Raw genomic sequence first — 25,010 nt, forward strand, 5'->3', positions numbered from 1 at the left:
TCAATTATGAAAAAAATCATCGTAACAGGTGGAGCTGGTTTTATCGGCTCAAATTTTGTTCATTATGTTGTAAAGAATCATCCAGAAGTTCATGTAACTGTATTAGATAAATTAACGTATGCAGGAAATGAAAAAAATCTTGAAGGTCTACCAAGTGATCGCGTGGAATTAGTCGTAGGAGATATCGCTGATGCTGAATTAGTTAATCGTTTAGTCGCTGAAACAGATGCGGTCGTTCACTATGCTGCTGAATCGCATAACGACAACTCATTAAACGACCCATTCCCATTTGTACAAACCAATCTGATTGGGACGTACACATTGATCGAAGCTTGCCGTAAAAATAATGTCCGTTACCACCATGTATCGACTGATGAAGTTTATGGCGATTTACCTTTAAGAGAAGATTTACCAGGACATGGAGAAGGCGAAGGGGAAAAATTCACTGCCGAAACGCCTTACAATCCTTCAAGTCCTTATTCTTCAACAAAAGCAGGATCTGACTTGTTAGTCAAAGCATGGGTTCGTTCTTTTAACTTACAAGCAACAATTTCAAACTGTTCAAATAACTATGGTCCATATCAACATATTGAAAAATTTATTCCTCGTCAAATTACCAATGTCTTAAGTGGCATTACACCAAAACTTTATGGTGCTGGTAAAAATGTTCGTGACTGGATTCATACAAACGACCATTCTTCGGCTGTTTGGGCAATTTTAACAAAAGGGCAAATTGGCGAAACATATTTAATCGGAGCCGATGGTGAAGAAGACAATAAAACAGTGATGGAATTAATTTTAGAATTAATGGGACAACCTGTTGATGCCTATGAGCATGTCAACGATCGTGCAGGACATGACTTACGTTATGCGATTGATTCAACCAGATTACGCGAAGAATTAGGTTGGGAACCAGAATTCACGAATTTCCGTGAAGGCTTGGCAGAAACAATCAAGTGGTATACAGAAAATGAAGACTGGTGGCGTGCAGATAAAGAAGCTGTTGAAGCAAAATATGCACAAAATGGTCAGTAATTTTTTCTGACATGTGAGATAACAGTCGAAAGGCGATGGCAAAGTACAAAAGCTACTTTGCCCTGCCTTTTTTTCAAGAAGGAGCGAAAATAATGATTTTAATTACTGGTGGAAATGGCCAATTGGGCACAGAATTACGTCACCTATTAGATGAACAAGGAATTGAGTATGTTTCAACGGATTCCACAGAATTAGATATTACTGATGCGAATAGTACGTTGGCAAAAGTGAAAGAAATTCAACCAAGCGTCATTTATCATTGTGCTGCTTATACAGCTGTTGATAAAGCAGAAGACGAAGGCAAGGAATTAGATGAAAAAGTGAATGTAGATGGCACACGTCATGTTGCAGAAGCTGCTAAAGCAGTGGGGGCGACACTTGTTTACGTAAGTACAGATTATATTTTTGATGGAACTAAAAAAGAAGGCGTCTATGCGATTGATGATCAACCGAATCCTTTAAATGAGTATGGTCGGACGAAGTTATTAGGTGAACAAGCGGTCCAAGAAATCCTGGATGACTATTATATTATTCGAACATCATGGGTATTTGGCCAATACGGTCATAACTTTGTCTTTACCATGCAAAAATTAGCGGAAACAAGAGACCAACTAACGGTAGTGGACGATCAGTTTGGCCGCCCAACTTGGACAAGAACGTTAGCCGAATTTATGGCATTTGTTATTGCAGAAAAAGCGCCATTTGGTGTTTATCATTTGTCTAATGAAAACAGCTGTAGCTGGTATCAGTTTGCTAAAGAAATTTTAAAAGATACTGAAGTGGAAGTACTGCCAGTGGATTCAACTCAATTTCCACAAAAGGCGCAAAGACCACAATATTCTGTCATGGATTTAAGTAAAACAGAAGCGTTAGGCTTTAAAATTCCTACTTGGCAAGAAGCCTTAGCACAAATGTTAGAAAATGTTCAACAATAAATTGTTTTGTGTAAGTGAGGGGTTTTGTTAGAGAAAAAGTGGAAAGGTGTTTCTCTTTATGAAGGTACTTTTAATCATTCCTGCTTACAATGAGGAAGAAAACATTTTGCGGACGATTGCTTCCATTGAAACATTTAAACAGGAAGTTACGCATTTTCAACATGAATTGGATTATGTGGTAATTAATGATGGCTCGACAGATGGAACCAAACAAATTTTAGAAGCCAACCAAATTAATGCCATTCATTTAGTGTTGAATTTAGGTATTGGCGGGGCGGTACAGACCGGCTATAAATATGCCTTAGAAAATGAGTATGATGTGGCGGTTCAGTTTGATGGCGATGGTCAACATGATATCAATAGTCTACCTATTTTACTGGAACCATTAGCAGAGGGTAAATGTGATTTTTCGATTGGCTCTCGTTTCATTCCTGGAAACGAAGCGGCTTTTCAAAGTACGAAAATGCGCCGTTTTGGTATTCGTTTGTTATCTTTTTGCATTCGAATGGCTTCTGGTAAAACAATTTATGATGTGACTTCGGGGTATCGAGCAGGAAATCGGAAAGTGATTGCTTTTTTTGCAAAGCGTTATCCGACAAATTATCCTGAGCCAGAATCGATTGTTCACTTAATTAAAAAACGCTTTGTGATTGTTGAAAGACCTGTCAATATGATGGAACGGCTTGGTGGTGTTTCTTCGATTCGTGCATTGGCTTCTGTGAAGTATATGCTGGAAGTCGGCTCAGCAATTCTGATTGCTGCCTTTATGAAGGAGGGAGATTAATGCTACCAACCGTGTTATGGCTAGCTTTATTTTTATTTGCAATTGGCTTTTTCTTATACATTATTCGAGGGATTAATAAAAATATTTTTCTCCTAAAAAATGCTTTGATTTGGTTATTAATCTCAATTGTCTTAATTATTTTTGCTATTTTCCCGCATGTGGCAGAATGGTTAGCAATGGCCTTTGGGTTTGAAACAACATCAAACTTCTTATTATCAGCTGCGGTGATTGTCCTGTTAATCATGGAAATTAAAAATTCTGTGTTGATTTCAAAACACGAAAATCGCATTAAAACATTATTGCAAGAATTATCTATCATGAAATCTGAAGAAAATAAAAAAGATCGCTAATGTGTAGTGACCCTTAAAAGTTGGACCTGAAAGTCTAATATTTAAGGGTCAGCTCAATGAATAGCGATCTTTTTTATTTAAGATTCATAATCACAATGCCGACAATAATAACCACAGCACCAATAAGGGCATTCGTTGTGATCGTCTCTTTTAGAATCAGATTTGAAGCAATTAAAATAGCGATGTTTGTACAGGCAACGCCTAAAGGAACAATGTAAGAAACATCGGAACGACTAATAATTAACATCCATAAAATAAAACTAATTAAATAACAAAATAAACCTAATAAAGATATAAGTGAGATATTCATTGAAAAGATTGTTTGTTGGAGTTGGATGTTCAAACTGCTAGAACCTAGTTTAAATAAGACCAGACCAGCAGAAGACAGAAATACGTAAATAATAAAAAGAACCATAATTTCCCTTCTCTCAAAAATAGTTTCCGTGCAAAAAAATGCAAGACCTCCATTATTGTAGCATAATCTCCTAAAAATTGGACAAGATTTTTTAATATAGCGAAATCAGTTAAATTTTTCTTTATAAAAAGGGGTCTACTATTGAAAAGCTAGGCGTTTATCGATAAAATAGAAATGTTGTTTAAAATGGCATTTTTGTATCCAAAAATTTTAGTTAAAAATAGTTTATTACGGAAGGAATAAGTATATGTTTAAAGAAACATTTTCAATTTTCAAGAATATTTTTCAGAACAAAAAATTGTTATTACAATTTTCATTTAATGATTTTAAGGCCAAGTATGCTGGTTCAGCACTAGGAATTGTCTGGGCATTTTTAACGCCATTAGTAACTGTTTTGACGTATTGGTTTGTCTTTTCTGTAGGCCTTCGTTCTAGAGCTGGCGACAATATGCCATTCATTGTCTATTTAGTAACAGGGATGGTACCTTGGTTCTTCTTTTCAGATTCGTTATTATCAGCCACGAATGTGTTTCGTGAATATAGTTATTTAGTTAAAAAAGTCGTGTTTAATGTACAAATTTTACCAACGTCTAAAATTTTATCGAACTTGTACACCCACTTGTTTTTCATTCTAATTGGTTTTGTAATTACTACAGCTAACGGTTATTACCCAAGTCTGTACAGTTTGCAATTAATTTACTACTTAGCTTGTTTATTAGTCTTTTTAACAGCAATTACGTGGATTACTGCTTCAACACAACCATTTTTACCTGATATTATGCAATTTATCAATATCATTATGCAAACAGTTATGTGGACATTGCCAATTTTATGGCAACCAACTGGAATGATTGCGACAATCTTAAAAATCAATCCATTATATTATATTGTTCAAGGATACCGCGAATCTTATTTAGGCGGTGCATGGTTCTGGGAACATTGGCAATATAGCTTATATTTCTGGGGAGTTACTATTGTTTTACTATTAATTGGCTCAACCGTGTTTAGACGCTTAAAACCACATTTTTCAGATGTACTATAAGGAGAGAACGACATGTCAGAATATGCAATCGATATCCAACATATTACCAAAACATACAACATGTATAAAAAGCCGTCCGATCGGTTTAAAGAAGCGCTTAGTCCAACCAAAAAATCCTACCACGATTTGTTTTATGCGTTAGACGATGTCACGATGCAAATTAAAAAAGGCGAGATGATTGGCTTTGTCGGCGAAAATGGCTCTGGGAAATCAACCATGTTAAAAATTATTACAGGAGTACTGACACCAACCTCCGGGTCCATGGTGATTAATGGGAAAATTTCAGCGTTGCTTGAATTAGGTTCAGGTTTTAACCCTGAATATTCAGGATATGAAAATATTTTCTTAAATGGAATGGTCTTGGGTTTTTCCCGAGAAGAGATGGAAGAGCGTGTCCAAGATGTCATTGATTTTGCTGACATCGGCGATCATTTGTATCAACCAGTTAAGACATACTCTAGTGGTATGTTTGTCCGCTTGGCTTTTGCGGTAGCTATTAACGTGGATCCCGATATTTTAATTGTCGATGAAGCGTTGGCTGTCGGGGATTTAGAGTTTCAATTAAAATGTATGGAAAAATTTACGGAAATTAAAAATTCTGGTAAAACAATTTTATTTGTTTCTCACGATGTAAACTCCATCCGCCGTTTTTGTGATAGAACTTTTTGGTTGCAACACGGGAAAGTCGTTGAATATGGAGATACGATGGACGTGACGACCAATTACGAAAACTTTTTGAAAAAGAAATCAATTAAAACAGTTGACCGCGAAGCGACCATGAAAGATGAAACCCCAACACCAGATATTATTGAGGTGGATCATGCGGAACTTTTAAATGCGGATTATGAACCATTAGAAATGGTAACGCAAGATGAAAAAGTGATTGTAAAAATTGAATATACTGTCAAAAATGACCAAATTAAGAAGCCTGTTTGTGGGGTCGCTATTCGAACAGTGGACAATCATTATGTCTGTGGCTTAAATACGTTGTTAGATGGCGTGCAAATTCCTTGGAAAAAAGGACGGAATGTTTTTTATTTAGAATATGAAAAAATGTCATTATTAACAGGTGAATATTATTTTGATATTGCTTTCTTTGAGGAACATGCAACGGTACCATTAGTCTACAAAACAAAATACGTGACGATGTTTATTACCGGTCGTTATGCCGGAGAAGGAATTGTCATCTTAGATCATAAATGGAAGGATACGACAAAAGATGAAGTATGATTTTGAAATGGAAACAGACGAGAGTACCAGTGTTGGGAAAATCGTAGCACAAATCAAAGAAAATAGTGATGTCTTGGAATTTGGTCCAGGTAATGGGCGGATGACTAGCTATTTGATGGAAGAAAAAAAGTGCCAGGTCTCAATTGTTGAATTAGACAAAGAACTTTATGATCATGTCAGTCAATTTTCAACAGATGCCTTTTATGGCAATATTGATGAAAATGATTGGGTCGAATACTTTGCTGGTAAGACGTTTGATTATATCGTTTTTGCAGATGTGTTGGAACATTTAATGAATCCTCAAAGCGCCTTAGCAAAAGTCAAACCGTTTTTAAAACCAGGCGGTCAAATCTTAATCACTTTCCCTAATTTGGCGCATAATTCTGTCTTAATTGATTTATTTAATAATCGTTTAACGTGGAATGAAACTGGGCTGTTGGATGCTACGCATAAATCATTCTATTTACAAGAAGGATTTGAAAAAGTTTTTGCAGAAGTTGGTTTATACATTGCCAAAGAAGATTTTACATTTAATCAAGTTGGCTACAACGAAATTCCTACGACGTATGAAGCGTTACCTGTAGAAGTACAAGCAGCTTTTAAAGCGCGTCCCTTTGGCGAAGTGTATCAGTACTTTTTTGCCTTGACTGCTGAACCAGTAGAACAGCCAGAGCGAGTGACACCTGTAAATTCATACAATGAAAAAAACGTTCATATTTTAATTAATTGCGGCGAAGAAAAAGAGACTGAGTTGGATCAACCGGTTGATTTACAAAAACCTGAAACAAAACAGTTCCAACTGAAGATACCAGAAGACGTCCAACTGATAAAATTATTCCCAAGTTTAACGGGGGCAATTGTCAAATTATCCATGACGATAGACGGCCAGACAGTCCCAGTCGCAGCCACGAATGCTTTTCTGGTACAAGAGAATGTCTATTATTTCTTAGATACGCAAGTACCTGTAATCGAAGTAACCGATGCACAAATGGCAGGCAAAGACCTGACAGTAGACATTGATTATTTCTTTGAAGGCAACTATTCAGAACGTGAAAATACCTTTATTCATGCACTGTTAGATGAAAGAAATCAATTTTTAGAAGAAATGAATAAACAGACGGAGACTGCCCCTATGCCTACTGGAAAATATAAACGAATCACGTTAACTAAATTTGATAAAATGATTAATTTAACCATTGATGATATTGCTCGCGATGTAGAAAATAACGTTTCTGTTATCAGAGGGTGGGCGTATGACAAACAAACAAATTATCCGCTAAGATTCAGCATTGCAGAAGCTAGTGAATCAGTCACTTATACGGTGGAAACAGAATATCGTCGGGATGTTATTGATATGTTTGAATTAGAAGGCGATCAAGATTATGGTTTTGTCATTACGATTAAAGATCCAGAAGATTTACCAGCCTACACGTTAAACATTGATACCAAATCAGGCCAGAAGGTTCAATACGTGGTGGAGCGTCCAAACATGGTTCAACCGGGCACGAAATTTGATCGAGCATGGCGTTCGATTCAGACACGTGGCTTCATGGGCTCAGTGAAGTGGTACTTTAAACGACAAGAAAAAGCAGAAGCCCCTGTTGACGTGGAGGCAGTTCTAGCGGAAATTAAAACGTTCCAATTTCAGCCTAAAATTTCTGTCGCTGTGCCTGTTTATAATGTCGAAGAAAAATGGCTTGCAGCATGTGTCTCTTCTTTACAAAATCAGTACTATGAAAATTGGGAGTTATGTTTAGCAGATGATGCATCGCCAAGCGAACATATTAAGCCCATGCTAGAAAAATATAAAGAACTAGATCAACGAATCAAAGTTATTTATCGCGAAGAAAACGGACATATTTCAGAAGCAACTAACTCAGCTTTGTCGATTGCTACTGGCGATTTTGTTGGTTTCATGGATAACGATGATGAATTAGCGCCACAAGCATTATATGAAGTGGTCAAAGCTTTAAATACAGACCCAACGATTGATTTTCTTTATACTGATGAAGATAAAATTACAGAAAATGGTCGTCGCTTCAACGCGTTTTACAAATCGGACTGGAATCCAGAACTGATTTTAAACCATAATTACATTACACACTTTGTTGTTGTGAAACGTGATTTATTAGAAAAAGTAGGCGGACTGAACTCAGCATATAACGGCGCTCAAGACTATGATTTCGTATTACGAGCAACGGAACAAGCAACGAAAATCAAGCATATTCCTGGTATGATGTATCATTGGCGTGCCATTGAATCATCGACTGCTCTAAACCCTGAAAGCAAAGGTTACGCCTATGTAGCTGGTCAAAAAGCGGTCCAAGCGGCAACGGAACGCCGTGGCTTAAAAGCACAAGTAGAGATTGCCGAATTTTATGGTTCCTATAAAATTAACTATCTTTATGATCATGTGCCGATGGTATCATTGATTATTACGAATGATACAGAGAATATGAGTAGCTACTTACGTCAATTATTAGAAAAAACTGCCTATACAAATTATGAAATTCTATTGCCTGCACGCTTCGAGAATCAAATAAATATCCAAAATGACCGTCTTCGTTATGTTTCAACAGAAACTCGTCATGGCATGATTCAAGCTGCTAAGGGAGAATATGTAGCTTTATTAAATGCTGGATTGGTACCAACGAAAAATGATTGGTTAAAAGAGTTAATGAACATTGGTCAACAAGAGACCTCTGGTTTAGTGACTGGCCGCGTAGTTGACGCACGCTATCGTGTGGAAACAGTAGGAGTATCAGTTGATACAGACAAAGGTCGATTACTTTATCCCGAAAAAGGCACCCCTGGTAAAAGCTTAGGTTACTATTACAGAATTGCTTTACCAAGAAATATTCAAGCAGCAACTGAAGACTGCTTACTATTCAACAAACAACTTTACCTAAATTTAGAAGGAATTAACGAAAACTTAGGAAAAGAATGGATGGGTGTCGATTTATCGTTACAATTTGCTAGCGCTGGTAAACGAAATGTATATGTGTCCTATGCAATTTTGAAAGCAGACGAAAAAATGCAAAACCATGATAAAAAAGGATCTTATAAAGAACTTGCGGAAAAATGGACCGCGGAAGCTTTAGTTGATCCCTACCGAAATCCGAAACATCTATAAGGAGAATGCACATGAATGAAGACATTAAGGTGATCTTTGATAGTATCTATCGCGACAAAACAACAAATAATTTAACCATTACAGGTTGGGCGTTGGATACAATCACTAAAGAAAGCCCAACTTTCACAATTAATAATGAAAACCAAGTGTCCGCTTATAACATTCAGCGCGTTTTACGTGAAGATGTTAATCAAATTTATCAAACAGAGCCTGCGATTGAAGCTGGCTTTGTTGTTACACTTGAAGGAATTAAACAAAAAAAAGTACTCCCTTTTCATTTTCAATCATCAGCACATGTTGTAACGGTGGATTTTCCCTTGAATAAAAAATATCCAGTGATTCCAGGGACAGAAGATAAAGTGACTCGTCTCTGGATAAAAGCCAAAAAAGGATTTAAGTATATGGCTAAAAATGGTATTTCTCATACCATTCAACGAGCGAAAATTGAGAAACTAAGAAATCAAGCTTCGTATCCTAACTGGTTAGCTAGAAATGAAGTACTAGACATAGAAGCGATGACGCAAGAAATCGCAACATTTCATTATCAACCTAAAATTTCCATTGCGATGCCAGTGTATAATGTTGAAGAAAAATGGCTTCGGTTGTGCATTGATTCTATTTTGAATCAAGTCTATACTAATTGGGAATTATGTATGGCCGATGACGCCTCAACAGATCCCAATGTCAAAAAGATTTTAACAGAGTACCAGCAATTGGATGAGCGAATTCGGGTCGTCTTTCGTGAACAAAATGGTCATATTTCCGAAGCAACCAACTCTGCTTTAGCGATTGCTACCGGAGAATTTGTCGCCTTACTAGACAACGATGATGAATTAGCGATCAATGCTTTTTATGAAGTGGTTAAAGTGCTTAATGAAAACCCAGAACTGGATTTAATTTATAGTGATGAAGATAAGATTGACATGGATGGAAATCGTTCTGATCCAGCCTTTAAACCAGATTGGTCACCTGATTTACTTTTAGGAACCAATTACATTTCGCATTTAGGCGTGTATCGTCGGAGTATTCTAGAAGAAATTGGTGGCTTTCGAAAAGGTTACGAAGGTTCTCAAGACTACGATTTAGTTTTAAGATTTACTGAAAAAACGACAAAAGAACGCATCAAACATATTCCAAAAGTTCTTTACTATTGGCGGATGCTGCCAACCTCAACAGCAGTGGATCAGGGCTCAAAAGGTTATGCTTTTGAAGCGGGGCTAAGAGCCGTGCAAGATGCGCTCGTTCGTCGAGAAATTAATGGTCACGCAACGCACGGGGCGGCGAATGGCTTATACGATGTTTATTATGACATTGAATCTGAAAAGTTAGTCTCAATTATTATTCCAACTAAAAATGGCTATAAAGACGTACAACGTTGTGTTTCATCGATTATTGAAAAAACAACCTACCAAAATTACGAGATTATTATGGCAGACAATGGAAGTACAGATCCAAAAATGTACGAATTGTATGCAGAATTTGAACAACAATTACCTGGCCGCTTTTTCGTTGAATCAATCGATATTCCATTCAATTTCTCAACTATTAACAATCGTGCAGCGAAAAAAGCGCACGGAGAGTATTTGTTATTTTTAAATAATGATACCGAAGTGATTACAGAGAATTGGTTAACTTTGATGGTTTCATTTGCTCAGCAAGAACGGATTGGCTGTGTAGGTGCGAAATTATTGTATCCAAATAATACGGTCCAACACGCAGGCGTTATTTTAGGATTAGGTGGCGTCGCTGGGCATGGTCATTATGGTTATCCCCATGGTGACTTAGGCTATTTTGGTCGGTTAGCTATTAATGTTAATTATTCAGCAGTAACTGCCGCATGCTTACTTATGAAAAAAGCAGATTTTGATGCAGTTGGTGGTTTTGAAGAAGCGTTTACCGTAGCTTTCAATGATGTTGATTTATGCCTGAAAGTCCAAGCTTTAGGACGTGACAATGTTTGGCTTCATGAAGCAGAGCTTTATCATTTTGAATCTCAAACTCGTGGATATGATGATAAAGGCAAAAAGAAAAAACGTTTTGAACAAGAAAAAGTGATGATGGAAGAAAAATGGGGACCTTTAATTGAAAATGATCCATTTTATAATCCTAATCTGACAAGGGATATTCCCAACTTTTCATTACGAATTGACTAGATGCAATTGCGGATGACGAAATGGAGCGAAAAGATGGAACAACAACTAACTACAAGAAAAGAAAAACAACCATTACGCAACCAAGCTGAGCAGAGCGCTCGCTTGGTTGATCATTTGTTACGCTGGCGCTATCTGCTAGCGGCAGTCATTTTTATTTTACTGGTCGCCTTTAAAGTCCATGGTAGTTCATTAAACATGTGGGATGCGTATGTTTCTGAATATGCGGATGGCCAAAAAAGTTCATTAATTGCTGGTGAACCAAGAGGTGTTCGTTCGGATGAATGGCTCGTTCAAACCCCATTTAGTCTGTCGCAAACACAAACGGGTTTGAAAACACATAATGATGTGATTACGTTAAATGGTCAAGACATGGTGGTAGGCTATAATTCGCCAGCGTGGAATTTGGCCACGTTAGCGAAACCTTTTACGTGGGGCTACGTGCTACTAGGTAAAGAATACGGCTTATCGTGGTATTGGAATCTTAAATTAATTGGTTTGATTTTATTCTCTTTTGAAATTGGTTTGATCGTCACACGGCGGAATAAATATTTAGCTTTGTTAGCAAGTGTTTGGATTCCGTTTTCTTCGGCCCTTCAATGGTGGTTTGTCTCGCCAGTTGGAGATTTAGTATTTTTTGGCTTAGGTTTTTTAGTGGGAATTTATAATTATTTCTATTATCATAGTAGTGTTCGACGTCGTGTCATATGTGCGATAACGGCTGTTATTATGGCCTCAGGATTTGTTTTAGTTATTTATCCTGCGTTACAAGTACCACTTGGTTATTTGATTTTATTATTTTTAATTTTATTCTTTTTAGAATTTCGTAAAAAAATTAAGTTGGATAAGTGGGATGGGGTCCTGATAGGTGGGGCACTCTTGATGACGGCGATTATTGTTGGCGGATCGCTATATGGCTCATTAGATTCCTTAAAAGCAGTAATGGATACCGCTTATCCAGGAAAACGGGTAAGTTTAGGTGGCGATATGCCTAAACGCGACATTTTGTTATTTTTAACAAATTGGAAAATGCCGTTTCAAGATGTTCCATATTCAAATAATTCGGAAATCAGTAGTTTTTATCAATTATTTTTTGTTATTTTACCGCTCTCACCATTTATTTTTTATAAAAAAATCAAAGAAAACATTTACGGTTTTGTCTTATTCGTGTATTGTTTATTTAACTTAGTTTGGATGAGCGTGCAATTTCCAACAATTTTTGCTAAGTTGACATTGTGGTCTTATGTGCCAGAACAACGGGCGATGTTATCCTTTGGGTTTGCCGCTGTGTTGTTGAGTTTATGGTTCATCGATTATTTATGGAATCGTCAAGCAAAAATTCCAATGATGGCCTGGTTAGGGGCGCTAGGATTAAATGTTGTTCTGTATTTCTTTGTTTTATATACGGGCAATTTACGGTTATATGTTACACGAATGGACATCATTGGTGTCTTGGTTGTCGCTACCGTTTTAATTGTTGCTTTATTTAAACGTTGGCGCACGTTATTTGTCCTTGTCTTATTAGGAATCATTCTGGTTTCTGGAGCCTTTGTAAATCCAATTTCTCGTGGCGTTTCTGCTGTCTATGGAAAAAAATTAGCGGTAGAAGTGGAAGAAATTAACAAAAAAGACCCCAACCAATTGTGGGTGGGCGAACGCTTGATGTATGGCTATTTGCCAATGTTAGGCGTGCATACATTTAACGGTGTCGCTTTTACACCTGACTTAGAGGCTTGGAAACCATTAGATCCAAAAGGAAAAGACACATTTATTTATAATCGCTATGCGCATATCAATGTCGAAGTAGGGAATCAGACCCCTGTTTTAGAGTTGATGCAAAAAGACGCGATTATTGCTCGTTTATTTCCAGAAAAATTAAAAGAATATGGGATTAAATATGCGGTCGTTTATAAACCATTAGAACCGTTAGACACACCAACGATTCATTTTGAAAAATTATATGGACCTGATCAGAACGGGGCATATATTTATCGAATAAACGACTAGTGATTCATTCATGGAATGAGGTTTGAATATGGGAAAAGTATTGAATAGAATCGGTCGACTTATTTTATTAGTTACAATGATCGGCTCGTATACGATGTGGGTCGTAGGAATTGATGCGCCAGTCACAAAATATATGTATGCCAATAGTTCAATTTTATTATTAATAGCAGTAATACTTGTATTGCTATTAAATTGTACGAAATTAAAATTTATTGACTGGCTAACCGTTGCGTTGGCGTTAGCCACCTGGCTCTTGTTTCACTTTACGGAATCAATCCGTCATAGCACGATGCAAACAGATACAATGATTCCTTTAATTATTTTGTTGGTCCTTTGTTTTAAAGTTTGTGTCTTTGATCGTTTGGATCAAACACTTTTATTAATTGTCTCTTTAGTTGCTTTGAGTGCGACTTTGTATCGGATGTCCGTGGAGTTACCTCAGTTGATTCCAGCAGACGAAATTTTTAAAGAATCAAATAAACTAGAAAGTATTTGGATTAATACCAATACGATTGGTGCAACGTTGATGTTTTCAACAATGATGGCCAGTAGTTTGATCAAAGCATACAGAAACAAGGTTTTTAACCTGCTGCTTTTACCTGTATACATTGGTGGTGTTTTAGGTACATGGGTCAGCCAATCAAAAACCTCTTTTGCCATTTTAGTTGGTTTTATTCTGGTGGATAATCTTTTACCCAAACGTTTCTTGCAACGTTCGAAAGTTTGGCTGTTTGGTTTTGTCGGAGTAGCTGCATTGGGACCATTGTTATTTTACTTATGTGCGGAATCGGATACTGTGGATTTATTTACAGGAAGAGAACGAATTTGGCATGAGTTTTTTGCTAAATGGTTATCTGATCCTCAACATATTAAAGTCGGTATGGAGCCTTTTGTGGCCTCATGGAAACCGCTGGGGACACATAATGCTTTTCTATTTACGTTAAGTAATTTTGGTGTCATCGGCTATCTGATTTTATTTGGTTTTTTAGTCAGTATGATTTTATTGATTGGTTTCCGCAAAAAAACATTGGATCGTTTGCAAGTTAGTTTACTTTTAGGCTTCCTTTTAATCTGGATTCATTCATTTATGGAAGATATTTTATTAGCGCCTCATTGGATGCCGATTGTTTATAGTTTCCTTGGGCTAGCCTTCTACTTCCGGCCAGAGAAAAAACGAGGAAGACATGAAAGACCAACGACGCCTAAAAGAAGAAAACGAATGAAACAAACAAGTCCTGTTAGCAATGAAGAGCGCCCGATAGCACCTGTTGACGAAGAGGGCTGGGACCAACCTGAAGAATTAAGTCGTGTCCAAAGACATCGCAGATAATTTTCATCCTATAGAACTTTCTTGTCCGCTGACATTATGGTAATATAGGGGTTGCATGTTATTACAAATAATGTAATTACTGGAAGTGAAGAGAGGAAGTTTTTAATGACATCAAAAAGTGAATGGAGTAATGCAAGACGAATTGTAATTATTTTAGCAGACGTTTTGCTCTATAATTTATCAATCATCTTAGGGTTTATGGTGAAATTTGGCCGAGAAATTCCTTCATTTAACTTTGTGGCTTATGAAAAATCTGCAATTTACATTTCAATCTTTTTTATCTTTTTGAATTTGTTGTTAGGTGCGTATATTTTTTATAATCGCAAAATTAGTGACATCATTTTTGTCACGGTGATTGGTCAAATTTTAATGACTTTAACGATTATGATTGTGACATTTGCCGGACGTTGGTTTACGTTCCCGCGTTCTGTTTTAGGATATTCCTTTATAATCGGAATTATTGTTCTAAGTCTTTGGCGAATTCTTGTTTATTATCTTTACTTAAAGGTCAGCAATGAGCGAAAAGTTGTTTTACTAGGTAAAGAAAATCAAGTTATGCGGTCAATTCAAAACTTTATGTCTGATAAAAATAACAAGCATAAAGTAACGAGCGTTGTTGTCAGCAATTACTATGAAAACTTAAAAAAAATTATCGATGAAATCGATATTGTTTATATTTCAAGTAATGTTGATGAGAACGAAAAAGTAAAATTGTATCAATTAATTGTCAAACACAAGAAAAAAATCTTTTTAGATACAAGTTTTGAAAATCTAATTATGCTAAAACCAAACATGATGAACTTTGAAGATGAAAGTATTATCGAAGTCTCAAATTTTGAAATCCAACCAGAAGAGAATTTTATTAAACGTTTATTCGATATTTTAGTCTCTGTTTGCCTATTTGTGATTACCTCCCCCTTAATGCTTATTGCAGCAATTTTAGTCAAAGCAACCTCACCGGGACCAGTGATTTACAAACAAACTCGGATTACATTAGATCAACGTGAGTTCTCGATTTTAAAATTTAGAACGATGTCGGCAACAGCGGAAGCAAAATCAGGTCCAGTCTTATCTACAAGTAACGACAGTCGCGTCACTACAGTTGGTAAATACTTGCGCGCTTTACGTATTGATGAGTTGCCACAACTAATCAACGTTATTCGCGGAGATATGTCTATTGTCGGACCACGTCCTGAACGACCATTCTTTGTTGATCAATTTAATCAGGAAAACCCGAATTACTATTTACGTCACAATGTACGTGCGGGGATTACCGGCTATGCCCAAGTTTATGGGAAGTATGCTTCTGACTACAATAGTAAATTGAACTTTGATTTACTGTACATCAAGAATTATTCATTACTATTGGATATGAAAATTCTGCTTCAAACCATCAAAATTCTCTTTGATAAAGTATCATCAAGAGGATTGGATGAGTCTGAAGAACGTGAAGAATTGACGATGGATTATTGTAAAGAGAATGCTATTAGAATTTACCGTTAAGAGGAGCTATGGCTTCTCTTTTTTTTTGAAAAAAAGAGAGACTTCTAACAAAGCTTGAAAAATCAGGTATTCTATGTAAAAATATACAAGCGTGGATGAAAAAAGAAATAGGGGTGAAGAAATGGAAAAGGTACCAGTAAGTGTCTTACTTTCCATTTATATAAAGGAGCGTCCTGAATATGTTATTGCATGTTTAGACAGTATTTTTAATCAAACTGTAAAAGTCGATGAAATAGTATTAGTAGAAGATGGTCCTGTAACTGAAGAAATGACAGTCATTGTAGATAAATATAAAGAAACGTATCCAGAAGTGCTTCATGTTTTACCTCTAGAAAAAAATGTTGGTTTAGGTAAAGCGTTGGCAGAAGGGGTTAAAGCTTGTCGTAATGAACTGATTGCACGAATGGATGCAGATGATATTATGAAGATGGATCGGATTGAAAAGCAGTGGCAATTATTTCAAAAAAATCCTAACTTGGTCATTACCGGTTCTAACATTATCGAATTTGAAGGGAACATAGAAAATATTTTGGGGTATCGTAACCTTCCCAGTTCTAATGAGGCTATTCGTGAATTTTCCAAAAGAAGAAACCCGTTTAATCATATGACTGTCATGTATAAGAAGTCAGACATTTTAGAGGTCGGTAACTATCTGCCAATGTCAGGATTTGAAGATTATTATTTATGGGTACGATTATTGAAAAAAGGAAAGAAAGCGCAGAACCTTTCTGAACATTTAGTCTATGCTCGAACAGGCAGTGATATGTACGCACGGCGTGGTGGTTGGCAGTATTTTAAGTCAGGACTAAAAGGACGCAAAGCAATCTATCAAGCAGGACTTGGTAGTTTTAAAGATTTTTTTGTGAGTTCCAGTGCACATGTTGTCGTAAGTTTGATGCCGAATACTTTACGAGGTAAATTTTATGAGAAGTTTTTAAGGAAAGAAAATGATTAAGATTGAGGTAAAATTATGCAAGAGATGTCCCAAACAGATTTAAAAAAAATACAAGCTGTAACATTAACTATGTCCAAATATTTTGTGCAATTTTGTCAAGAAAATAATTTATTATGTTATTTCTGTGGCGGTGGTTGTATTGGTGCTGTACGCAGTCAAGGATTTATTCCGTGGGATGATGATTTGGATTTTTTTATGCCACGACCAGACTATGAAAAATTAAAAAAGCTATGGCCACAGAAAGCAGACATAAATAGATATCCATTATTAGTTGCTTCTAAAACATATAATGATCATAATTCATTTATAACTATTAGGGATACTGCCACTACTTTTATTAAACCCTATCAAGAGGATTTAGATATCCCTCATGGTTTACCAATTGATATTTTTCCGTTAGATGGTGCGCCAGAAGGGAAATTGCGAAGAAAAATTCAAAAGTTTTGGGCACTGATTTATGCGTTATTTTGTTCGCAAGTTGTTCCAGAAAAACATGGTGGTCTGATGGCTACAGGAAGCAAGGTTTTATTAGGGATTTTTTCTTCAAGCAAAATTCGCTATCATATTTGGCGCTTCGCTGAAAAAAGAATGACCAAGTATTCCTTTGGTTCAACTCCTTATGTCACTGAATTATGTGTCGGACCACGCTACATGGGCAATATTTATCATTTAGAAGATTTTAAATCTGCTATTTTTGTTCCATTTGAAGATACAAAAATGCCAATACCAGTGGGATACAATCGCTATTTGACACAAGTTTTTGGAGATTATATGCAATTGCCACCAGAGGAAGATCGTCAACCTCATCATGAAGCGCTAATTGTTGATACTAAAAAATCGTACACAGAATATATTTAAAAACTTCAATTATTTATACTAAGGCTGAACGTTATCTATAAATAGCGTTCAGCATTTTGTTGTAAAAAAATAAATAACACAATCAATGTAATAAAAAGATAAAGTTTAGAAACAAAATAGTAAAAAAAAGTTAGCAAGATTTTCTTGACGTAAGCTAAAATTTATTAGAAAATTATTTGAAACTAGTGCTCATTCTAATCAGTTTTGAGAAATTTCAATTTGAAAAGTAAAAAATTGTTGGTTTCAAGTAAAATTTACATACTATAATTAAATGAGGATTAATTGTAAAGAATACGTAAAAAGAAGGGTTAAATAAATAATGAAGAGAATAAATAAAATATCTGTTATTACAATGCTAATGCTGACAACATTGGTTCCTAGTTCATCGATAGTGTATGCAATCGATGCATCAAGTAGTGAAAGTGCAGAAGAAGTAATTTCTGCGGATACAGCAGAAACACTAAACTCTACGTCATCTAGTGAGGAAACTTCGACAGAAAGTTCTTCTAGCACCTTATCATCAGTTCCTTCGGAAACAAAAAATAGTTTGGACACGAGTGGTACTACAGACACTCGGCAATCAACAGATGCTGAAGAAACTTCGGAAACGACTAGTTCTTCAGAAGCTAATAAGAAAGATGAAGACGAAATCGTAATAACAGAGGATATGAACAAACCTATGGGATCAGGAATGAAAGGAACGAGAAGAAAAAGAGCCGCATATGCCTACGGTGATCCTATTAGCATAACAGAGGCAAATCGTCCGCCTAAAAACTTTATCGATGTATCTTCTTGGAATGGTAGTTTAAGTGTAGCAAATTATCAAACTATGAAAAGTTATGGGATAGGCGGAGTGGTCGTTAAAATGACCGAAGCGACAACTTATCAAAATCCAGAAAGATTTGCACAAGTTCAAAATGCAAATGCAGTGGGAATAAAAGTATCCGCCTATCACTATAGTCACTTTACAACAAAAGATCAGGCAATAAAAGAAGCAAACTACTTTGCCGATACAGCAATTAATACTGGATTACCAAAAGACACTTTAATGATTAATGATGCAGAAGAAGGTAGCATGAATAATGGACAATTGACAGCTAATTCAATTGCTTTTGCTAATCAATTAAAAGCAAGAGGTTTTACGAATGTATTACATTATTCAATGGCAGCCTGGTTTACAGAAGGAGTTTTATCGCCGACACAACTAGGGACTGAAAATATTTGGATTGCTCAGTATCCTTTTGAACCGACTGCAGATCAGTTATGGCACAAAAATGAAGGTTATGCGGCATGGCAATGGTCTTCATTATTAACGATTCCAGGTGTTGATATCGGCGTAGGTGTGTTTGATATTAATGCTGATTACACTGGACGATTTACATCTAGTGGTGGAAAACAGTATGATGTAATTTTAGATGAAAAACAATATGATTACACGGCAAGGGTAAAACCAGCAGATGAATCAGGAAAACACGGCGTGTTTAATGGGATTATGAATACAGCTCCTGGAATCGTTAATATCGGTATGGGAGATAAATATGCGAACCAAAGCGTTCATATCATAGGATATGCCAAAACAAGCCGGACAGAGTTACTCCATTTTACAGTAGGTGGAAAAGATGCAGGCTGGATGGACAAACGAGCATTCACAGCTACACTAGATAAAGCCACGTATAGTAAAATGAGTCGAGGAGCCAAAATAGGCGATGCAGCAGTTTCATCGAAGCATGGATTATATACAAAACCAAATAATACAGCAGAAGATGGAGAAAAAATAGGTTTAGGCTCTCTATATGCGAATCAAAACGTGCAGATTATTCAATCCGCTAAACTATCAACAGGTGTTACGGCTTATCAATTTCAAATAAATGGACAAACAATCGGCTGGTTGGACAGCCGTGCCTTCAGCAATGTGTATGATGAGCTGCTAGATGAAAAACGCTATGATTACATGGCAAAAGTAAAACCAGCAGCTGAATCAGGAAAACATGGCGTGTTTAATGGAATTATGAATACAGCTCCTGGAATCGTTAATATCGGTATGGGAGATAAATATGCGAACCAAAGCGTTCATATCATAGGATATGCCAAAACAAGCCGGACAGAGTTACTCCATTTTACAGTAGGTGGAAAAGATGCAGGCTGGATGGACAAACGAGCATTCACAGCTACACTAGATAAAGCCACGTATAGTAAAATGAGTCGTAGAGCCAAAATAGGCGATGTAGCAGTTTCATCGAAGCATGGATTATATACAAAACCAAATAATACAGCAGAAGATGGAGAAAAAATAGGTTTAGGCTCTCTATATGCGAATCAAAATGTGCAGATCATTCAATCCGCTAAACTATCAACAGGTGTTACGGCTTATCAATTTCAAATAAATGGTCGAACAATTGGTTGGTTAGATAGCCGCGCCTTTAAAATGTAGAATAAGTTTATAAAGGTAACGACCAACGACCAAACAATCTATCGAGGTTCTTTGTCAAATAGTATTGCTAAATAAAAATAGTGAACATCGTGAAAGTCAGAGGAGAAAATCCTCTGGCTTCTTTATTTTTTATTAAGTGCTTTTTATTATGAAATTATTTTTTCTCAAACATATGATCATGGTCTATTTAACGTATTTAAATAATAAATAGTATTTTCTGAAATACTTATATCCGCGATAAATGGCATTGACATGCCTGATATTTAAATCGATTTTTACTCACTTCTAAATACAGCTTGAGTTCTACTATTTGAATTCTACAGAATTTTGAGATGTTTTTTGTGAATCAAAAAGTATAGAGTTTTTCTCGTTTGTCCGTAATTTTTTTATTAAAATAACGAACAAAAATATTTACAGTTCGATTAAGGTCTACGATAAATTATTGAAACTTACTGATAGTTATGAGAAAATGTAAAAGATTGAATGCAGTTTTGGCTGTATTGATGAATATATAAGTTAAACAAAATTGAAATAAAACTAGTCATTGACTAGTTAGGGAAAGGATTTTGTATCAAATGATTACAGCTTTAATTATTGCCGGTGGAGTCGGTAAACGAATGGGGCAGGATATTCCTAAACAGTTTATTATGATTGAGGAAAAGCCAATCATTATTTACACATTGGAATCTTTTCAAAAGCATCCACTCATTGATCGAATCTTAGTTGTGTGTAAAAAAGGTTGGGAACAAACACTAGATGCCTATGCAAAAGAGTACCATATTGACAAATTACAATGGATTATCCCAGGGGGAAATTCTGGTCAAGAATCAATTAACAATGGGGTTAATTTCTTAAAAGAACATTCAAACCCAGAAGATACTATTGTTATCCATGACGGAATTCGTCCATTAGTTGATGAATTAGTTTTATCTGATGTAATTGTTAAGTGTCAAGAATACGGCAATGCAGTGACTTCGTTGCCATATAATGAACAAATTTTTGTAAAAGAAACTGAGGAAACAACTCGACAATATATTAATCGTGAAACATTACGTCGCGTGTCAACGCCACAAGCCTATAAATTTGAAAAATTAACTTGGGCTTACGAAAAAGCATTCCGTGAGAATATTGGTATTTCTGAATCGTCATATACGAATACTATGATGGTGGATTTAGGCGAAACATTGTATTTTGCTTTAGGCTCAGATAAAAACATTAAGTTAACCACACAAGATGACTTACAGTTATTTAAAGGCTTCTTGAAAATGAAAGAAGAGTAGTGGAGGGGATACCATGTTATTTACAGATGATAATTATTTATCAGACGTTGAACGAGTTTTAGAGAAGACACCAGATTGGACGAAAGTAACAAATAAATCTGTTTTTATAACTGGTGCTTCAGGCATGATTGGGACCTTTTTAATTGATGTACTTATGTACCAAAACAAAACGAGAAATGCGAATATTTCAATCTGGGCGATGGGACGAACATTGTCGCGTTTGGAAGAGCGATTTACTAGTTATTTAGAAGATCCGTTATTCCATATAGTTATCGGAGATGTGACAGAAGAAATTCAGGTAGCAGAAGCTTGTGACTATGTGTTGCATTGTGCTAGTAATACACATCCTAAATCATATGCCAGTGATCCAATTGGAACGATTATGACCAATATTGCTGGTACGCAGCATATTTTAGATTATGCAGTTAAAGCGAATAGTGAAAAAGTGTTATTTTTATCAACTGTTGAAATCTATGGAGAAAATCGTGGAGATGTTGATAAATTTACAGAAGACTATTGCGGTTATATTGACTGTAACACGCTACGGGCTGGTTATCCTGAAGGGAAACGAGCAAGTGAATCATTATGTCAAGCTTATATTCAAAAATATGGTATTGATGTTGTTATTCCAAGAATTAGTCGTACGTTTGGGCCTACGATGTTACTTTCGGATAGTAAAGCTTCTTCTCAATTTATTATGAATGCAGTCCATAAAGAAAACATTGTGTTAAAAAGTGCAGGGACCCAACTATACTCTTATGCATACGTTGCAGATATTGCATCTGCTCTTCTGTTTTTATTAGTTAAAGGGCAAACAGGGGAAGCTTACAATGTTTCAAACGAACATTGCGATATTACGTTACGCACTTTTGCGGAAACATTAGCCAATGTGGCTGGAACAAAAGTGATTCATGGGGAAGCCACCGCCCAAGAAAAACAAGGATTTTCTAAAGCAACAAAAGCACTACTAGACAATCAAAAAATCTACGCATTAGGTTGGCGGCCACTGTTTGACAGTATGGAAGAACCATTAAAACATACAATTAAAATTTTAGAAGGTAGCGGAAATTGATATGCCCAAAATTAGTATTATTGTTCCTGTATACAATGTAGAAAAATATTTAGAAAAATGCGTACGCTCTATTTTAGCTCAAACGTTTACTGACTTTGAATTGATTCTTGTAGACGATGGCTCTCCAGATAGTTCCGGAGCAATGTGTGATCAGTTTGCTGAACAAGATCAACGAGTAAAAGTTATCCATAAAGAAAATGGAGGGCTCAGCGATGCTCGTAATGCTGGAATTGAAATAGCAACAGGTGAGTATTTAGGTTTCGTAGATAGTGATGATTACATTGCAGATGATATGTATGAACTATTATATACAAATATCGTAAAAGAAGATGCCGATTTATCAATCTGTGGTATTTATGATGTCTATGAGGGGAAAGAGCCAATTGTAAAAAGTTTAATACAGGGAACTTTTTCCAGAGAAGAAGCATTATTGTTAATTTTACAAGGAAATATTATCTCCGTACATGCTGTAAATAAGTTATATAAACGAAAACTCTTTGCGGATCTAAGATATCCTAAAGGAAAGTATCATGAAGATTCATTTATTATAGTAGATTTGTTGTCTGAATGTCAGAAAGTTTCTATTGATTCAACACAAAAATATTACTATTATCATCGAATGGGCAGCATTAATACAGAAACATTTTCAGATAAACAATTTGAGTTTATAGAAGCTTGGGAGAAGAATGAACTTAAATTGAAAGGTAAGGGAGCAGTTATAGAAGAAGCTGCCCATCAAAGAGTTTGTTTTGCGAATTTTTTAGTATTAGATAAAATTTTGATTAGTAATGCTTCGAAGGAAAAAGAAACGAAACAAATTGTTCGCTATCTTCGGAAAAACTTTATTTTTATTATGAAAAATAAAGTTTTTACAAAAAGTCGTAAACTATCAATGATTTTACTTATGTTTGGTCTTCCTTTTTATAAAATACCAATTAAATTGAAAAGAAAATATATAGAAAAAACAATAGATTAACAAGTTGTAATCTAAAAGTTGTTTTAAATAATTGGAGGATATGATGATTATTAATTTATCACAGCAGATGCAAAAAATAGAAAAAAGGATAGCTATACCATATATTGTTTTTTTTGAGTTAGTTCTAATTTGTCGAATGGTTAGCATTTATTCGACTTTACCAACAAAAATAGATTCATTATTTACCTTGATAATTATGCTATTGTCAGGTGTTTACTTCATATGTCACTTCTTGCCAATTTTTATAGAAAAAAAACAAAGAAGAATAGAATACTGGCTAATTGCTTTTATAGGAATTTTATTTTTAACAACATTTATTAATCATACGTATGCTTTTTCAGAGAACATTAAGTTGATCATTTGGCAATGTATCTTTTTCTTTTCCGTTTACGAAGTAGGGCGTTCGAATGATGAATCTGTTTTTAAAGCTTTTGAGTATGTACTTTTAATTGTTTGGACCGCATTAGTCATCGTTGGGTTATACTTATTTTTTGCGCGAATCAGCTTTTCAAAACCAGTAGAGTCTTTGTATTACGGAATGAGAATCGGTTTTTTTGAAAATCGATTATATGGTGTTTTTGTGGAGCCTAACTATGCATGTACCATCTCATTAGTTTGTATTTTGGTTGGCGTGCGGAATTTTATTAATACCAATAGCAAATGGTTAAAAGTGGTTTGTGCAATGGTGATTTTTCTACAATTTAGTTATGTAGCATTGTCTGGATCAAGATCAGGAGTTATTCAGTTGATTTCAATGGTAATTTTCGGGATGTTCTTTACAATTTGGTTCTTTCAAAAAAATACATCCAAAGCAGTTATAAAAAAAGTTGTGCAAGCAGTATTAGTTTCTTTTTTCTGTGGTGCTATTGTTTTCGGGGGCTTACAGTTAATAGAAAAAGGGTATATTGCTGCTGCAAATTCAGTGAATATTGAAGTACCAAAAGTTTTAGATAATAAAGAAAATGAAATTCTAGGAAATAAGAAAATTACTACTAAGAGACCAGATGTTGAGGGGAAAGACGATATTTCAAATAGTCGATTTGCTCTTTGGCAAAGTGCGATAGATTTAATGAAATTAAATCCTATATTTGGCACTTCTCCAAAAGGTTTTGCAGATATAGCTAAAGATAAATTGCCTCAATCTCATATTGCTAAGACAGCTCAAACACCGCATAGTTTTTTCTTCTATTTATTAGCAGCTACAGGGATTTCAGGTACAATTGTATTTCTAATTTTCTTGCTATCTAAAATGTTTAACTCTGCTAAATTGCTGTTTAGCGTTCGAATTAAAAATTATATGGATTTTGTGTTAGATAACCAAATTGTGTTAGTCATTTTAATTTCTGGATTACTGATAACTGAAGTCATTTTAACAAGACGTTTTGCAACAGTTATCTTTTGGTTATACTTAGGTAAAATTCAGTATCGTACTGACATGGAAAATGATTTGATTAGAGGAAATGAGCAATGATGCTCATTTTTTCTACTATACAATTGATTATTATATAAGTGGGAGAGTAATAT

General features: G+C 35.5%; 19 protein-coding genes. 18 read left to right on the forward strand and 1 reads right to left on the reverse strand.

What is annotated here, in order from left to right; translation table 11 throughout:
• Positions 1 to 6 precede the first annotated feature (6 nt).
• The 4 genes from rfbB (at position 7) to AB3I72_RS02935 (ending at position 3,104) form a co-directional block, all read left to right on the forward strand.
• Positions 7 to 1,035 carry a dTDP-glucose 4,6-dehydratase gene (rfbB, locus tag AB3I72_RS02920; protein ID WP_002359895.1) on the forward strand — a complete coding sequence of 343 codons (1,029 nt, stop codon included), beginning with the start codon at positions 7 to 9 and terminating at the stop codon, positions 1,033 to 1,035.
• Positions 1,036 to 1,127: 92 nt separating this feature from the next.
• Positions 1,128 to 1,970 carry a dTDP-4-dehydrorhamnose reductase gene (rfbD, locus tag AB3I72_RS02925; RefSeq protein ID WP_061101265.1) on the forward strand — a complete coding sequence of 281 codons (843 nt, stop codon included), beginning with the start codon at positions 1,128 to 1,130 and terminating at the stop codon, positions 1,968 to 1,970.
• A gap of 58 nt (positions 1,971 to 2,028) precedes the next feature.
• On the forward strand, positions 2,029 to 2,754 hold the full coding sequence (locus tag AB3I72_RS02930) for a glycosyltransferase family 2 protein (RefSeq protein WP_002366952.1): 726 nt from the start codon (positions 2,029 to 2,031) through the stop codon (positions 2,752 to 2,754).
• Positions 2,754 to 3,104 carry a DUF2304 domain-containing protein gene (locus tag AB3I72_RS02935; RefSeq protein ID WP_002356898.1) on the forward strand — a complete coding sequence of 117 codons (351 nt, stop codon included), beginning with the start codon at positions 2,754 to 2,756 and terminating at the stop codon, positions 3,102 to 3,104. Before AB3I72_RS02930 ends, AB3I72_RS02935 begins: the two co-directional genes overlap by 1 nt.
• 73 nt (positions 3,105 to 3,177) lie before the next feature.
• On the opposite strand, the gene AB3I72_RS02940 is transcribed toward AB3I72_RS02935, so the two are convergent.
• Positions 3,178 to 3,519 (reverse strand): EamA family transporter, encoded by a 342-nt coding sequence (locus AB3I72_RS02940; RefSeq protein ID WP_002356899.1) that lies wholly within the window; start codon positions 3,517 to 3,519, stop codon positions 3,178 to 3,180.
• Between the two features lie 247 nt (positions 3,520 to 3,766).
• Here AB3I72_RS02940 and AB3I72_RS02945 point away from each other — a divergent pair, with 247 nt between their 5' ends.
• The 14 genes from AB3I72_RS02945 to AB3I72_RS03010 all read left to right on the forward strand — a co-directional run bounded on the left by AB3I72_RS02945 (position 3,767) and on the right by AB3I72_RS03010 (position 24,957).
• Positions 3,767 to 4,561 carry an ABC transporter permease gene (locus AB3I72_RS02945; RefSeq protein WP_002356900.1) on the forward strand — a complete coding sequence of 265 codons (795 nt, stop codon included), beginning with the start codon at positions 3,767 to 3,769 and terminating at the stop codon, positions 4,559 to 4,561.
• A 12-nt stretch (positions 4,562 to 4,573) separates the two neighbouring features.
• A complete protein-coding gene (locus AB3I72_RS02950; protein ID WP_002356901.1) occupies positions 4,574 to 5,791 on the forward strand; it encodes an ABC transporter ATP-binding protein in 1,218 nt (405 codons plus the stop codon).
• Positions 5,781 to 8,924 (forward strand): glycosyltransferase, encoded by a 3,144-nt coding sequence (locus AB3I72_RS02955; RefSeq protein ID WP_368023537.1) that lies wholly within the window; start codon positions 5,781 to 5,783, stop codon positions 8,922 to 8,924. Before AB3I72_RS02950 ends, AB3I72_RS02955 begins: the two co-directional genes overlap by 11 nt.
• An 11-nt stretch (positions 8,925 to 8,935) precedes the next feature.
• A complete protein-coding gene (locus tag AB3I72_RS02960; protein WP_368023538.1) occupies positions 8,936 to 11,077 on the forward strand; it encodes a glycosyltransferase family 2 protein in 2,142 nt (713 codons plus the stop codon).
• Positions 11,078 to 13,081 (forward strand): hypothetical protein, encoded by a 2,004-nt coding sequence (locus AB3I72_RS02965; RefSeq protein ID WP_368023540.1) that lies wholly within the window; start codon positions 11,078 to 11,080, stop codon positions 13,079 to 13,081. It begins immediately after the preceding gene.
• 28 nt (positions 13,082 to 13,109) lie between these two features.
• Positions 13,110 to 14,411 (forward strand): EpaQ family protein, encoded by a 1,302-nt coding sequence (locus tag AB3I72_RS02970; RefSeq protein WP_368023541.1) that lies wholly within the window; start codon positions 13,110 to 13,112, stop codon positions 14,409 to 14,411.
• Positions 14,412 to 14,516: 105 nt separating this feature from the next.
• The gene (locus AB3I72_RS02975) at positions 14,517 to 15,914 is read left to right on the forward strand and encodes a sugar transferase (RefSeq protein ID WP_002356909.1); all 1,398 of its coding nucleotides are present in this window, start codon (positions 14,517 to 14,519) and stop codon (positions 15,912 to 15,914) included.
• A 121-nt stretch (positions 15,915 to 16,035) separates the two neighbouring features.
• Positions 16,036 to 16,869 carry a glycosyltransferase gene (locus AB3I72_RS02980; RefSeq protein ID WP_086280175.1) on the forward strand — a complete coding sequence of 278 codons (834 nt, stop codon included), beginning with the start codon at positions 16,036 to 16,038 and terminating at the stop codon, positions 16,867 to 16,869.
• A gap of 15 nt (positions 16,870 to 16,884) precedes the next feature.
• A complete protein-coding gene (locus AB3I72_RS02985) occupies positions 16,885 to 17,727 on the forward strand; it encodes a phosphorylcholine transferase LicD (protein WP_086280178.1) in 843 nt (280 codons plus the stop codon).
• 319 nt (positions 17,728 to 18,046) lie between these two features.
• Positions 18,047 to 20,158 carry a GW domain-containing glycosaminoglycan-binding protein gene (locus tag AB3I72_RS02990; RefSeq protein WP_368023542.1) on the forward strand — a complete coding sequence of 704 codons (2,112 nt, stop codon included), beginning with the start codon at positions 18,047 to 18,049 and terminating at the stop codon, positions 20,156 to 20,158.
• A gap of 575 nt (positions 20,159 to 20,733) precedes the next feature.
• Positions 20,734 to 21,438 (forward strand): 2-C-methyl-D-erythritol 4-phosphate cytidylyltransferase, encoded by a 705-nt coding sequence (locus tag AB3I72_RS02995; RefSeq protein ID WP_002419736.1) that lies wholly within the window; start codon positions 20,734 to 20,736, stop codon positions 21,436 to 21,438.
• A gap of 13 nt (positions 21,439 to 21,451) precedes the next feature.
• Positions 21,452 to 22,510, forward strand: coding sequence for an NAD(P)-dependent oxidoreductase (locus AB3I72_RS03000; RefSeq protein WP_002419735.1), 1,059 nt, complete (start codon positions 21,452 to 21,454; stop codon positions 22,508 to 22,510).
• A gap of 1 nt (position 22,511) precedes the next feature.
• Entirely contained in the window at positions 22,512 to 23,486 is a 975-nt protein-coding gene (locus AB3I72_RS03005; protein WP_002369106.1) for a glycosyltransferase, read from the forward strand.
• A gap of 40 nt (positions 23,487 to 23,526) precedes the next feature.
• Positions 23,527 to 24,957 (forward strand): O-antigen ligase, encoded by a 1,431-nt coding sequence (locus tag AB3I72_RS03010; RefSeq protein ID WP_016614744.1) that lies wholly within the window; start codon positions 23,527 to 23,529, stop codon positions 24,955 to 24,957.
• Positions 24,958 to 25,010: the final 53 nt, after the last annotated feature.

The organism is Enterococcus sp. GC34, from assembly GCF_040886645.1.
GTDB classification, from domain to species: domain Bacteria; phylum Bacillota; class Bacilli; order Lactobacillales; family Enterococcaceae; genus Enterococcus; species Enterococcus faecalis.

Coding starts and splice junctions, on each gene's coding strand:
- rfbB (WP_002359895.1), top strand. CDS start 7: ATGAAAAAAATCATCGTAACAGGTGGAGCTGGTTTTATCGGCTCAAAT.
- rfbD (WP_061101265.1), top strand. CDS start 1,128: ATGATTTTAATTACTGGTGGAAATGGCCAATTGGGCACAGAATTACGT.
- AB3I72_RS02930 (WP_002366952.1), top strand. CDS start 2,029: ATGAAGGTACTTTTAATCATTCCTGCTTACAATGAGGAAGAAAACATT.
- AB3I72_RS02935 (WP_002356898.1), top strand. CDS start 2,754: ATGCTACCAACCGTGTTATGGCTAGCTTTATTTTTATTTGCAATTGGC.
- AB3I72_RS02940 (WP_002356899.1), bottom strand. CDS start 3,519: ATGGTTCTTTTTATTATTTACGTATTTCTGTCTTCTGCTGGTCTGGTC.
- AB3I72_RS02945 (WP_002356900.1), top strand. CDS start 3,767: ATGTTTAAAGAAACATTTTCAATTTTCAAGAATATTTTTCAGAACAAA.
- AB3I72_RS02950 (WP_002356901.1), top strand. CDS start 4,574: ATGTCAGAATATGCAATCGATATCCAACATATTACCAAAACATACAAC.
- AB3I72_RS02955 (WP_368023537.1), top strand. CDS start 5,781: ATGAAGTATGATTTTGAAATGGAAACAGACGAGAGTACCAGTGTTGGG.
- AB3I72_RS02960 (WP_368023538.1), top strand. CDS start 8,936: ATGAATGAAGACATTAAGGTGATCTTTGATAGTATCTATCGCGACAAA.
- AB3I72_RS02965 (WP_368023540.1), top strand. CDS start 11,078: ATGCAATTGCGGATGACGAAATGGAGCGAAAAGATGGAACAACAACTA.
- AB3I72_RS02970 (WP_368023541.1), top strand. CDS start 13,110: ATGGGAAAAGTATTGAATAGAATCGGTCGACTTATTTTATTAGTTACA.
- AB3I72_RS02975 (WP_002356909.1), top strand. CDS start 14,517: ATGACATCAAAAAGTGAATGGAGTAATGCAAGACGAATTGTAATTATT.
- AB3I72_RS02980 (WP_086280175.1), top strand. CDS start 16,036: ATGGAAAAGGTACCAGTAAGTGTCTTACTTTCCATTTATATAAAGGAG.
- AB3I72_RS02985 (WP_086280178.1), top strand. CDS start 16,885: ATGCAAGAGATGTCCCAAACAGATTTAAAAAAAATACAAGCTGTAACA.
- AB3I72_RS02990 (WP_368023542.1), top strand. CDS start 18,047: ATGAAGAGAATAAATAAAATATCTGTTATTACAATGCTAATGCTGACA.
- AB3I72_RS02995 (WP_002419736.1), top strand. CDS start 20,734: ATGATTACAGCTTTAATTATTGCCGGTGGAGTCGGTAAACGAATGGGG.
- AB3I72_RS03000 (WP_002419735.1), top strand. CDS start 21,452: ATGTTATTTACAGATGATAATTATTTATCAGACGTTGAACGAGTTTTA.
- AB3I72_RS03005 (WP_002369106.1), top strand. CDS start 22,512: ATGCCCAAAATTAGTATTATTGTTCCTGTATACAATGTAGAAAAATAT.
- AB3I72_RS03010 (WP_016614744.1), top strand. CDS start 23,527: ATGATGATTATTAATTTATCACAGCAGATGCAAAAAATAGAAAAAAGG.